Raw genomic sequence first — 13,194 nt, 5'->3', positions numbered from 1 at the left:
CTATCCTTTAAATACTTTCTCGTAGTCTATAACAATTTTTTCCCAAGTAAAGGCTTCTTCGATACGTTTACTTGATTTTTGATTGAGGTCTGCGATAGCTTGTTCATCCAATTGTTCAGCTTGATTAATGACACTTGCCAATTGGTCTTTTTTCCAATAGAGAGCACCATCTTCACCGACTTCACGGTTAAAGCCAACATCCAACAAGAGATTGAGTTTAGTTGACTCAAGTGCCTCAAGAAGTGATGGATTGGTTCCACCTACCTCATGACCATGGAAATAAGCAAAGGCATTCTCACGAATGTACTTGAGCAATTCTTGGTCATAAACAGTTCCGACAAACTTCACACGAGGATCCTTGTCAAAACCAGTTTCCTGACGCAACTTGTCGTAAAATTTGTTTTCTTCAACATTGGTAATGAGAACAAAGTCCTTGTCAGAGTTAGATGCCATAAAACCACGAATCATAGCCTCATAGTTATTTTCAGGCACAAAACGTCCTACAACAAGATAATAATTGTTTTCAATAACCCCCTTTTCGAAGTACCATGTGCGTACCTTATCATCAACCTTAGTCAATCGAGATTTAGTTGTATCAGTTCCATAGGCAATATAGGTTGTTTGAGGACGATACTTCGCATAATCCTTTTGAATATAAGATTCAATGTTTTTACTATCACAAATCAAGAGATCAGCATGTTTAACCATGAGTTGCTCTGAAATTTTCCAATACTTACGAACCGGAAGACTCCACTTTGCACGAAGCCATTCATGACCATCCGGGTTAACCATAAGGGTACCACCGATAGCCTTGATTTTCTTTTTAATACCTGAGATAAATGGACCAATTCGGCAGGCCAAAACATAAAAAATAGGTGCTTGGTCATTATTTTCCTTAGCAATCTCAATGGCCTTATTAAGAGCTGCGATGTCATAAGCGATGGCACGTGCAGGCCCGATATTTGGGACGTCAATATTGTAGCATTTAGCACCGTTATGTTCGAAAGTATCTGCTGTAATTCCTGATTTAGCAGAATTTTCACGCATACAAGCTACATAATATTGGATATCTTTGTCTTGTTGGAACTCTGTCAACTTCTCAACAAAGGTCTCAAATCCACCATATTTTGCTGGAATTCCCTTAGAACCAACGATATAAACTGTTTTTGTCATTTAATCACCATTAAAAGAAATGGAGAAAGCCATCACTTTGCTCCATCCTTCATTACTACTACTTTAATTGTTTTCAATAATATTTTGATATCGCGCCAGATTGTCCATCCGTCCATATAAGCAACGTCTAGTTTTACAACTTCATCAAAATCAGTAATTTCACTTCGACCGCTTACTTGCCAAAGACCAGTAATACCTGGTTTAAAGCTGAGGCGACGTTTTTGTTCCGGTGTATAAGATTCGTACTCATCCAATGTTGGTGGACGTGTTCCTACCAAGCTCATATCACCTTTTAGAACATTCCAAAATTGTGGAAGTTCATCAAGACTCGTTTTACGAATGAAATGTCCAATTTTGGTAATACGTGGATCATTGTCCATCTTAAACATACCACCAGACATTTGATTCTGTGCCATCAAATTCTTCTTGATTTCTTCTGCATCAACACGCATAGAACGGAATTTATAAAACTTGAAGATACGTCCATTTTCTCCCACACGATCTTGAGCAAAAATAGCTGGTCCTCCATCTTTACGAATAAGAGGATAAAGGAAGATTCCAACAATACCGCAGAGCACCAAACCAACTATAGCTCCACAGATATCGAGGAAGCGTTTCGCCAAGATATCTCCATAGCTATAAAAATGCGTAGAAAACGTAACAACTTTGAAAGGACCTAATTGTTGGATACGTTTTTCACCCTGACTCATAAATTCAAGGGCATTCAAATTAATGGATACTGGGATTCCCATAAGTTCAAATGGTGACGCATAATCCCAAATCTTGTACTGCTCACTTGGCAGATTAATCAAAACTTGGTCTACTACTGAGTGTGTCGCATATTCAATCAAATTTTCAGGTTTAACACTCTTGATAAATGGATCAGTGAAATAAGGATTATCCAAGACACAAACTGCTGTAATCCTACCATCCATATTGTCTTTCATACGAGACAAAACATTTTCAAGACGTGCCTGATCAGAAATCAAGAGAATATTCTTGTTACTTTTACGACGTGTATAAATAGATGAGCGAAAATACTTAAGAACTGTATTTGTAAAGTATAAGAGAACACCTGAAATTAGGGTGACGTAAAGAAGTCCGCGGCGTGAGATTGAAAAACTTCCATCTGCAAAAAATGAGAGGAATGTTGCAATTAGAGCAAATATGAAACAATATTTGACAGTTGCAATGAGTTCATCCAAGTAGCCTCTATACTTAAGATTTTCATAATAACTACTGATATAGTAAGACACTACATGTACGACACCTAAAAGGACAATGCTTCCTTGGGTAATCTCTGTATATGGTATTTTACTAGCTACCATGGCTGCGAAAACAACAACAACCAACTGTATAATACCAATTTCAATGCGACGAATTTCTTGTTTTTCTTTCACTCTAAACCCCTTTTTAATCTGTTAAGGTATAAGGAGCCGCATCATCCCCATTAATGCTATCCTTTTCTACGACGATGTGCTCTTGAATGACCTTCTTTTTGGTCTGATTTTTTCCCGTACTCACCATATGATCCGTAAGAACCATATGATCCATATTTATCAACTGTCATGTCAACTTTATTAAGGACGACACCTAAGAACTGAGAACCACTTTGTTCCAATTGTTCGACCGCCTTAGTTACGAAACGACGTTTAATTTTTCCTGCTGCTGTAACCAAAAGACTAGCATCAGCCTGATGGGCAATAATAACTGCATCAATAACCAAACCAATTGGTGGTGTATCGATGATGACATAATCATAACGACTACGAGCAACTTCCATCAAATGTCTAAAATTGTCATTTTGCAAAAGACTTGTTGGATTAGGTGGTACAGGACCAGATGCAATGACATCTAAACCAGAAATATCAGTTTGGCAAATCGTTTCATTTAAATCAGCATTTCCAGAAAGGAAATTTGAAAGGCCTTTATAAGGCTCATTTGATTTAAATGTACCTGACAAAACAGAGTTACGAGTATCCGCATCAATGAGAAGTGTTCGGAGCCCAACACTAGCAAATGAAATCGCCAAGTTAACAGATGTCGTTGATTTTCCTTCACCAGCTTCAACAGAGCTAACCGCAATCACTTTCATCTGAGCACCAGAAAATTGAATATTTGTGCGAATGGCATTGTAATACTCTTCTGTTTGTTTGGCAAAGTTTACTTTAGATTTTACTAACTTTAATAGAGGCATTTCTTCTCCTTAAATTTTATCTGTATCAGGGACAATTCCAAGAAGTGTCATTCCAAGGGCATCTTCCACATCTTCTGGACGGCGAATACGATCATCTAGGATTTCACGTACCAATACACCAACCACTGCAAGGAATCCTCCAAGCACTGCTCCAAGAAGCACATTACGTTTGATATTTGGTGAAGATGGTGACTCTGGCAATTTAGCTTCTTCAAGTGTTGTGACATCTTCAACTTTTGTCACGTTCTTGATTTTTTCTGAAGCAACTTCACGAACCTTATTGGCAAGTGTTTGCGCATCTTGACCAGTTTTAGCATTAACAGAAATTGAAATAAGACGAGTATCAGTAGGAATATTAACTGAAATCATTTTAGCAAGTTCTGCTTCTGTCATATTCAATTTTTCATCTTTGATAACTTCTGACAAGACATCGTTTGATGTAATAATTTCTTTGTAGTCTTTTGTCAAAAATGTACCGGCCTGCAAGTCTTGGGCAGAAAGGTTTTTGCCATCATTAGCTTGATTAACCACATAAATACGTGTAGACGATGTATATGTTGGCTGAATGAGGAAGTAAGTTCCTAAGAAGGCAAAGACAGCAACATAAAAGGCTGTAAATAAAATAAATACTTTTTTAGTCCAAAGTTTTTGCAATAGTGCAAGTACATCGATTTCAACACGCTTCGTGTTTTCCTGAGTCATAGTTTCTCCTATATATATTGATTTTCAAGTAGTGTTTGTGGATTTTCGATAAAAAGATTACGAGCACGTCTCGTTCCGTAAGTCTTTTCGATAATAGCGTAAGCATCTTTCATAAATGGTGGTCTTGGACCAAGATTATGCATGTCACTAGCAACCATATGAACCAAATTTTTCTCCAAGAAATAACGAACACGTTTTTTTCTTACTTTATCTTTATCTCCAAAGAGCTTTGGTTTTAGAACATGAGAGCTATTAACTTGAGTATAGCACCCCATGTTGATGATTTCTCGAACACGGTCAGCATTTTCTTCGAGGGCATCATAGCGCTCAATATGAGCAACAATAGGCGTTACCCCCGCTCGCAAAACATTACTAAGCCCACTATGAATTTCTTTCCAAGATGTGCGAGCACTAAACTCAATCAAAGCAAAATGAGTGTTGTGCATACGCGGAATAAGATTCTTTTCAAGTTTCTCCACAATGTCTGAGGTGTAATAAAGTTCACCACCATAATAAATAGTTAAGTCTGGATAAAGTACTTCTGCTTCTGCTTTTACCTTAGAAAAGTTGGCAAAAATTTTATCCTCTGGAGTTTCAAACATTCCCTTACGACGGTGAGATGTTGAAACAATCTTACGTACCCCTTGGGCGTAGCTTTCACCAATGAGGTCTAAACTTTCTTCTAAAGTTTTAGGACCATCATCAACATCAAAAACAATATGTGAGTGAACGTCAATCACTTATTTTTCCTCCATCAGATTTTTGATAGCTTGAGAGGCACTTGACACACTCGAATCATCTAGTTTCATCATGTAAAGACTAGAATTTGGCATAGCATAAGAGGTCAATTGACCAGTAGAACCAGTACCAGTAACTGCTTGAGACGTTACTGTAAATTTAGAGCCTGAATCAAGTTGTGTATTAGCCAAAGCATTAATGGTATCCAAAGACATATTTGTCTGAACAGAGTCTTGGAGATTATTAACGATTGAAGTAAAGTTTGATACAGATTTTAGAGAAGCCAACTTGTTTACAATCGCAGAAATAACCTTCTCCTGGTTTTTACCACGGTCATTATCTCCGCCATCTAAACTATAGCGTTCACGAACAAATCCAAGTGCTTGCTCTGAATTCATTTGGATATCTCCAACTGGGAAATCAAACTTCCCATGAAGACTTGTGAAAGCTTGATCATTATGGACTGTCACACCACCAAGTTGGTCAATCAACTTAAGGAAAGATGTGAAGTTAATTCGGGCATAGTAATCAATCTTAATACCATAAAGATTTTCCAGAGTTTGTTCAGATGTTTCAACGCCATAAATACCTGCGTGGGTTAATTTATCATACTGGTCTGCCCCACCACCAGGAATCTTAACGTATGCATCACGTGGAGTAGTCGTCAAGAGAATCTTATGTGTATTCATGTTTACTGTCATAATGATATTGACATCTGAACGTGACACTGTTGAAATCGAACCGTAGGTATCAATACCACTAATATAAATATTGAAGACTTTTGAATCTACTTGTTTTGCAGAGTTGCTATTCTTCTTTTTAATTTTATAAGTATAAATTGTTTTTAGATTTGAAGCATAATTACTATCGACAGACTCTAATAGGCTAGCATAAGAGCCACTCAAGACCATAGCTTTAGATTTGCCAGACTTAAGATTATCATAAGCTTCTTGATATGAGGCAACATCATCAACTTTAACATCAACTTTTTTATCTTTTTTGAGAGCTGACATCAAGGTCTCGATATTGTTCTTATCAACCTTAGTAGGTGCCTGTACGCTAGTAAGCTGGCTCACATCTTTGATGTCACTTTCCTTAGGAACCACGATGCTCATTTCTACTTCAGAAAATGCTGCCGTCTGATTCATACGGTTAGTGATGTCAATCATTTGTTTAAAACCAAAAATACCAACCAGAGAAACTAGCGAGAAGATAACCAATACAACCGTTGTCACTAGTGGTGATTTCTTAGTCTTCTGAAGGAAGATGCTAATAGCAAGAACTACCAACAAACCAATGGTGATAATGATGTTCAAAAACCTAAAGGATAGGAAATTATAATTGAACATGGTGAATAATAAGATCAATGCTAAAATAGCATACAGAATGGTCAACCCAACGTTGACCATCCCCCACGATCTATTACTCGTACGTTTTTGCTTACGATTCGTACGCGAACTCATATAAATTGCTCCTAAAAATTAAAATTAGACATTTCCCATTATCATTATAACATTACTATAACTTCATTTCAATTGTCATTCTTTTTAAAAAAGAAGAAACCGTTTTTCATTATGATATCAAGCATTTAATTTCTATCATTTTTTATTGTTTTGTAAGTTGTTTTTCACATTTTTAGCGGTTATTTTTTAAATTGTCGGATATTTACTTATTCCTTAAAAACATCTTTCTTCCAAATATTTTTATTTTTTTCTAGTAGTTTGAAAAATTTTAACCTATTGTCACTTCGAACAGATATTAGCTACAACACAAAAGGACGACCAAATGGCGTCCTTTTACAAACTAGTCTGCAATTAGTGTTTCAAGACCAACTTTCATCATGTCAGTGAAAGTATTTTGACGTTCCTCAGCTGTTGTGTCCTCATCTGGATTAACCAAACTATCAGAAATAGTCATGATGGCAAGAGCATCTACTTGGTGTTGAGCTGCAAGGTAGTAAAGTGCTGCTGCTTCCATTTCTACAGCTTTCACACCCCATTTACCAAGCTCGATGTTCTTTTCACCATAGTTCGAATAGAAGACGTCAGAAGACAAGACATTACCAACATGTGTAGTCATACCAAGCTCTTTAGCAATGTGGTAAGCCTTATCTAAGAGATTGAAACTTGCAATTTGTGGGAAATCGTATTGTGGCCAATCGTTACGAATAATGTTAGAGTTTGTCGCTGCCGCTTGCGCTAGAACTAACTCACGAACGTGAACATCCTCATTCAATGAACCAGCAGTTCCCACACGGATCAATTTTTTAACCCCGTAGTCAACAATAAGCTCACGAGCATAGATAGAGATAGATGGCATCCCCATTCCAGTTCCCATTACTGAGACACGTTCACCTTTGTATGTTCCTGTGTAACCAAACATATTACGAACTTCATTGAAACATACAGCGTCTTCGAGGAAATTCTCGGCAATGAATTTCGCACGTAAAGGATCTCCAGGTAGGAGAATTTTATCAGCAATTTCACCTTGCTTAGCAGCAATATGGATAGACATAATATAAGATACCAAGGGCGTTAAAGAGGCAAAGTAAAAATAGGAAATCCGACAAAGATGCTTGGCATCTAGGAGGATTTATCTTTTTTAAACAGCCTCTAGCCCGGGTTCAGTTTCAAACCCGAACTACCCTTCCTTTCATTTTTTATATACAGGACAGGCGACAGAGAACAAAGTAATAATTAGGAAACTGACGACGCATTATAAACGCTAGACAGTTTATCTTTTTACTTCGTTCTCCGCCCGTATTCAATTTAGTGAATACAGTTAACCCGTTCTTTCTTTTTTTGATGGTAAAAGAGCAACCTAAACACACTATCTACCATTCCTAATTTTTATTTTTAAATAATTTTTCTAATATTATATAGTTTATAAATAATTACTTTTTTAAAAGTGGATTAAGCTTGAGTCAATGAATCAAGAAAATCATATAACTTCTTGTTCATTTCTGAATAATCGTTGGTACGCAATTGTTCAGGTGTTTGAACAAAAGGTAACTCCTTATTTTGCTTACGCAAGTGTTCTTCGCCATCCGCAACTATGAGCAAATCAATGGCTTGGGAATCAAACTCTAGGTGTGCTTGGAAGGCATAGTGTTTAGGACTAAAGCGAATAATTTGACGTGGACAACCTTGACTAGTAGCAAGAACAACTCCATTATCAGTCAATCCAGGCATATCACCATGCCAGTGGCCAGTATTGAGAGTTGTGCCAAAACCTTTGACATGCTCATCAGCTAATCCATCATCCGTTAGTGTTATTGGAAACACGCCAATTTCGCGTTCTGGACTATGCTCATACTTACCACCATAGGCTACAGATAGAAGCTGAGCTCCCAAACATACACCAACAATATAGATATCAGCAGCAATTGCTTTTTGCATAAATGCAATCTCAGCGTTTGGGTCATAATAAGGAAAGGTCTGACGATCCTCATCCGGTGACTGAGGACCACCCATCACAATTAGAAAATCAATACCTTCAACGGTTTCAGGAAGGACCTCTTCCTCATATACCTTGGTTGATGTGATATTATGCCCACGGTCTTGAGCCCATTTTAAATAGGCTCCTGGAACTTCAAACGTTTCGTGTAAGATAAAATGAATATTCATTGTTTTTTCTTCCATCTATTATTAATTATCCTTGATAGTAGACCCGCTAAGATTAGAGGAACTGATACCAGCCCTCCTTGACCAGTAAAACCTAGAACTAAGGCTATTCCCGTCAGAGGAGCATCCAAAGTTGTTACTAAAAATATGGTTGCACCAAGTAACATTCCTAGATTAGGATTTAGGGACAAACCAAAAGTCTCAAGACACCTTGTTAATAAGAAACCCGATCCGACACCTAAAGTAAACGAAGGCGTCAGTGTCCCTCCATAAGTACCCGACCATAGCAACAAGCACACAATAAGCCCTTTGATTACTAGCAAAATCGGAAGGTATTCCGAAGTACCTCCAGAAAACATCCATTGTGCTAGAACCTGACCATTTCCCATGATTATAGGATAGAAAGCTACAATACCACCTAATATTATAAAAGAGATGGGCATGGTCCAGAGAATATGTTTATCTGTTATACGACTTTTAGTCGCCTTTTTAGCTAAAACTTTAAATATAAGAGCAAGCGGAGTTACAAACAGCGTCAAAACAAGAATCTGTATCAAACTAGTAGGATGTAAGCTTACTTTATCAACTAAATATATAGTTTTCCCACCAACAATTGGACGAGCACAATAAGCTGACAAATAGGTTGTCACAAGAATGATACCAATGTTTTTCAGTTTGCAAGCAACTCCCAAAGTTTCCAAAACAAACAGTGTACTGGCAAAGGGAACTTGGTAAACCGCAGCTAAACCTGCTCCTGCACCACATGCAATCATGAGTTGTCTTTCAGGAATTTCTAAACCCAGTTTTTTTGATAAACTGCCAGCACATAAGGCACCTAATTCTCGTGGAGCTGCTTCCTTGCCTACTGAAGCACCTGCTCCAACGATTGCTACCTGAACCAAAGCATGTAGACTTTGGCCAAGAAAATTTGGACTCTTCTTGCCAACGAGTTGCTTAGCCTTTCTAATGGAAAGAAGGGACACTCGACGCTGAAGGAAATACCAAAAGATACTAGCTAAGACACCAGCTACCACTATAACTACGAAGCGTCGATAAGCACTTACAGAATTAAATTGTAACAAGAGATCTGTCGTATCATTACCAAAAGTAAGAAATTTTATAAAATCTAAAAGATAGTGGCAAAGAATACCGATCAGACCAGAAGCTATTCCGGTTGTCAAAACAGCTAAACTTAACCTAATCGACTTGGGGAGCCAAGTCAAACTCTTTCTCTCCTTATTACCCATATATTAGAGTATGGCTAAAATTGCTTTAACCAACTTTTCCTACTGTCTTTAGAGTAGGGTCAATCCCTTCTTTGTTTTTATTTCATAGTAAGGCAATCTCGTGCTGAATTAGAAAAACTAAAACTAGCTTTCATTCTTTGACCTTTTTAACTATATTCTAGTCTTAATAATTTTGTTCTATGTTATAAGTAGTTTATCTCTGAATGTCCTAAAGTTGTTCTTAATAAAGCAAGTGGTAAACTGTAAATTGATTTATTATATTGCGACACCATTTCATTGTAGTATAATTTTTGATTAGCAACAAGTACTTCTGACTCTTTAATCTCAGCAATCAAATCCTTTATACTTTGATCAGCTGTAATATTTGTATCTCTTTCGATTTCCTCTATAATTTTATTCTTCGTTTCCTCTAGTTTAGTAGAGTATTCATGTTTAGAAAAATTGCCAGACTCACCGTAAGACTTCCGCTTAGATTCTGAATGATTAGCTTTGTTTTCATCGTTAGTCAAATTGTTGACAGACTTTTTTTCCTCTAACAATTCTGAAACATTTTTTCTAACAGACATTTTTAACTCATGGTCTACAATCTTATCAGTCAGTTCTCGCAGTTGTACAATCAATTTTTCCACATACTGCTCTTTAATTTCAATTGCACTGTATGATGATTTAATTGACTCTTTTAAGTTAACAACTTTATGATATTGAAATAGAAACACTATTATGATATAGCTTAAAACTGCAAATACGATAGATGCTCCTTCAAATGGTTCATAATCTATCTCACTACCACTTGTATCTATAGCAGAAAATATAACCAACCAAACCATGGTTAGGAAAGCAATTATAAAAACTCCACGAATGATACGAAATAATGGATTATTCATTAAGTTTGACATCAATTATTCCTTTTTAAAGTTCAGCCAAAATAGCTTTCAGCAAGCCTTTGAAATCCCCTTTAACACGTTCTGTCACTTCCACAACTTCTTCGTGATTGAGTTCTTCTTGGAAACCAGCCGCAAAGTTGGTAATACATGAAATACCAAGAACTTTCAAACCAGAATGTGCTGCAACAATGACTTCAGGGACAGTTGACATCCCAACAGCATCTGCACCAAGAGTCTTATAAGCACGAATTTCAGCTGGAGTTTCGTAAGTTGGACCAGTTACACCGATATAGACACCATCATCTAATTTAATGCCCAATTTGTCAGCAACTCGATGTGCAGTCTCACGGTATTCTGGGGTATACGCTTTAGACATATCTGGGAAACGAGGACCAAAATCATCCAAGTTTTCACCAATCAATGGGTTTTGACCAGTCATGTTGATGTGGTCAGTGATGGCCATCAAAGTACCTGGACCAAAGCCGATACCACCAGCTGCATTGGTTACAACAACTCCTTCGCATCCAAGAGCTTTCATAACACGTACAGGGAAAGTAACTACTTCAAGCGGATTTCCTTCATAAAAATGGAAACGTCCTTGAAGAGCTAAAACCTTACGTCCAGACAAAGTTCCATAAACAAGTTTTCCAGCATGACCGACAACCGTTGATTGTCCCCAGTTTGGAATATCCGCATAGTCAATGACAACTGCGTCTTCAACTTCTTCAGCCAACTCACCAAGTCCAGAACCCAAAATTAAACCAAACTCAGGTTTTTCAATTCCTTTGCTTTCCAAAAATGCTTGAGTAACTCTAATTTTTTCAAGTTGCGACATGTTAATTCTCCCTTAATTTTATTTCATTCTTAAAAAGTGACCAATTGTTGTAAAAGTTCTTGCATTTCGAATGGTTATATAAGGATAAAAAGGTGCTTTCAATAGCTTCTTATGATAAGCCGTTTGGTTATAGCTTGATTTATCAAATTTACCCCAGTAGATTCCAAGTTGTCCAAGATGAATAATTTCATCTCCCAACTCTAAAGACTCAATAACATTTCTCATTTCGTTCTTATCAAGTCTTTCAGTATATAAGAGGACATCTTTTCTATAGAAATCATCTTCCCACCACTTAGGTAAAGATGCCACTTCATTTTGGTAATCTTCTAGAGTAAAAAGAGAAAACACCTTAATAAATGGATAAGTCTTATTAAGAAATCTCTCTAAAACTAAGAGGAGTTCCACTTTTATCAAGGATGAATCGAAGAAAAAATTTCCACTATTTATATAGGAAGAAACATTTGACATCCCAAGTTCTTTTAACTCATGACAAAATTCTTCCATGACTACCTTGTGACGACCACCAACGTTTATTCCACGAACCAAAAATGCATAGCGCTTCATTTTAGACAAGTTTATCCAAGAAGCTTTCACCAATCATGGCTTTATCTACACCAAAGTTTTCAGCGACAGTTGCTGAGATGTCAGAGAAATGACCTACTGGAATAAGTCCATTTCCTTTGAATGATGGGCTATAAGCCAAGAAAGGAATATATTCACGAGTATGGTCTGTACCTGCATAAGTTGGATCATTTCCGTGGTCTGCTGTAATCATCAAGAGATCATCTTCACGCATGGCAGCAATGATTTCAGGCAAACGTTGGTCAAATTCGTGCAAACAATCACGATATCCATGTGGATCACGACGGTGTCCATAAAGGGCATCGAAGTCTACTAAGTTTGTGAATGAGAAGCCATGTTTGAAATCTTCAGAAGTCATAGCTTTAATCAAATTATCAATACCATGGCTATTTGATTTGTTGTGTCCCATATCGTGGTTAATACCAGCTCCGTTGAAAATATCATTGATTTTACCAACGGCATAAGTATCGATACCAGCTTCATTCAATTTATCCAAAACAGTGGGTGCAAATGGTGAAACAGCCAAATCTCGACGATTAGATGTACGAGTGAAGTTTCCAGGCTCACCAACGTAAGGACGAGCAATGATACGCCCTAGAAGAGCTGGACGCTCAAGGGTAATTGAACGCGCATATTCACAAATACGATACAACTCATCCAATGGAATAATATCTTCGTGTGCAGCAATTTGAAGAACTGGGTCAGCTGAAGTGTAAATAATCAATTCACCAGTTTCCATTTGACGAGGTCCAAAGTCTTCAATAACAGCTGTACCTGAGTATGGTTTATTAGCTTCACGAATGACTTTACGACCTGAGAATTCCTCAATTTTAGTGAGAATTTCTTCTGGGAATCCGTTCCAGAAGGTATCAAAAGGTTCAGTAATATTGAGACCCATGATTTCCCAGTGACCAGTCATCGTATCCTTACCAAGAGAAACTTCCTGCAATTTTGTTGCATAACCAGTTGGGTTACTCTCTGCTGCTACTGTTTTCAAAGGTGTTTCACGAGGAATATTTCCTAGACCAAGCTTAGCCATATTTGGCACATTCAATCCTACTGATTTAGAGATATGACCAAGGGTATCTGAAGCACCATCTGGCACACCTGCATTGACAAAGTCATTGGCATCTGGAGCAGCACCAATTCCTACTGAATCAAGAACGACTAAATGCATTCGGTTAAATTTGGACATAACAACACCACAAAGAGA

13 protein-coding genes are annotated in these 13,194 nt (G+C 37.3%); all 13 read right to left on the bottom strand.

The features are described from left to right. The 13 genes from cps2T to ACYVQ1_RS02565 all read right to left on the bottom strand — a co-directional run bounded on the left by cps2T (position 1) and on the right by ACYVQ1_RS02565 (position 13,176). Entirely contained in the window at positions 1-1,173 is a 1,173-nt protein-coding gene (gene cps2T, locus ACYVQ1_RS02625) for a beta 1-4 rhamnosyltransferase Cps2T (RefSeq protein ID WP_461249719.1), read from the bottom strand. A gap of 32 nt (positions 1,174-1,205) precedes the next feature. Beyond that, positions 1,206-2,573: a sugar transferase gene (locus ACYVQ1_RS02620; protein ID WP_461249718.1), complete on the bottom strand. Its 1,368-nt coding sequence runs from the start codon at positions 2,571-2,573 to the stop codon at positions 1,206-1,208. 56 nt (positions 2,574-2,629) lie between these two features. Beyond that, complete coding sequence (locus ACYVQ1_RS02615; RefSeq protein WP_014634441.1) at positions 2,630-3,370, bottom strand: tyrosine-protein kinase; 741 nt, start codon at positions 3,368-3,370, stop codon at positions 2,630-2,632. A 9-nt stretch (positions 3,371-3,379) separates the two neighbouring features. After that, positions 3,380-4,072 carry a capsular polysaccharide biosynthesis protein gene (locus ACYVQ1_RS02610; protein ID WP_048790943.1) on the bottom strand — a complete coding sequence of 231 codons (693 nt, stop codon included), beginning with the start codon at positions 4,070-4,072 and terminating at the stop codon, positions 3,380-3,382. A gap of 8 nt (positions 4,073-4,080) precedes the next feature. Beyond that, positions 4,081-4,812 carry a capsular polysaccharide biosynthesis protein Cps4B gene (gene cps4B, locus ACYVQ1_RS02605; RefSeq protein ID WP_461249717.1) on the bottom strand — a complete coding sequence of 244 codons (732 nt, stop codon included), beginning with the start codon at positions 4,810-4,812 and terminating at the stop codon, positions 4,081-4,083. Further along, positions 4,813-6,273, bottom strand: coding sequence for an LCP family glycopolymer transferase CpsA (gene cpsA / locus ACYVQ1_RS02600; RefSeq protein WP_461249716.1), 1,461 nt, complete (start codon positions 6,271-6,273; stop codon positions 4,813-4,815). A 340-nt stretch (positions 6,274-6,613) separates the two neighbouring features. Continuing rightward, complete coding sequence (deoD, locus tag ACYVQ1_RS02595) at positions 6,614-7,324, bottom strand: purine-nucleoside phosphorylase (protein WP_014634439.1); 711 nt, start codon at positions 7,322-7,324, stop codon at positions 6,614-6,616. Between the two features lie 398 nt (positions 7,325-7,722). Next, positions 7,723-8,436 carry a type 1 glutamine amidotransferase gene (locus tag ACYVQ1_RS02590; protein WP_461249856.1) on the bottom strand — a complete coding sequence of 238 codons (714 nt, stop codon included), beginning with the start codon at positions 8,434-8,436 and terminating at the stop codon, positions 7,723-7,725. Beyond that, complete coding sequence (locus tag ACYVQ1_RS02585; protein ID WP_461249715.1) at positions 8,433-9,680, bottom strand: chloride channel protein; 1,248 nt, start codon at positions 9,678-9,680, stop codon at positions 8,433-8,435. The genes ACYVQ1_RS02590 and ACYVQ1_RS02585 overlap by 4 nt, the downstream gene beginning before the upstream one ends. 182 nt (positions 9,681-9,862) lie before the next feature. Next, positions 9,863-10,576 (bottom strand): LemA family protein, encoded by a 714-nt coding sequence (locus ACYVQ1_RS02580; RefSeq protein ID WP_461249714.1) that lies wholly within the window; start codon positions 10,574-10,576, stop codon positions 9,863-9,865. Positions 10,577-10,589: 13 nt separating this feature from the next. Continuing rightward, entirely contained in the window at positions 10,590-11,399 is an 810-nt protein-coding gene (locus ACYVQ1_RS02575) for a purine-nucleoside phosphorylase (protein WP_461249713.1), read from the bottom strand. 18 nt (positions 11,400-11,417) lie between these two features. Then, positions 11,418-11,963 (bottom strand): DUF1697 domain-containing protein, encoded by a 546-nt coding sequence (locus ACYVQ1_RS02570; protein WP_461249712.1) that lies wholly within the window; start codon positions 11,961-11,963, stop codon positions 11,418-11,420. A gap of 1 nt (position 11,964) precedes the next feature. Next, positions 11,965-13,176, bottom strand: coding sequence for a phosphopentomutase (locus tag ACYVQ1_RS02565; RefSeq protein ID WP_195436210.1), 1,212 nt, complete (start codon positions 13,174-13,176; stop codon positions 11,965-11,967). Positions 13,177-13,194 lie beyond the last annotated feature (18 nt).

The organism is Streptococcus parasalivarius (genome assembly GCF_054785155.1).
Note: the sequence above shows the minus strand (reverse complement) of the source record. Positions and strands in the feature narration are given on the sequence as shown.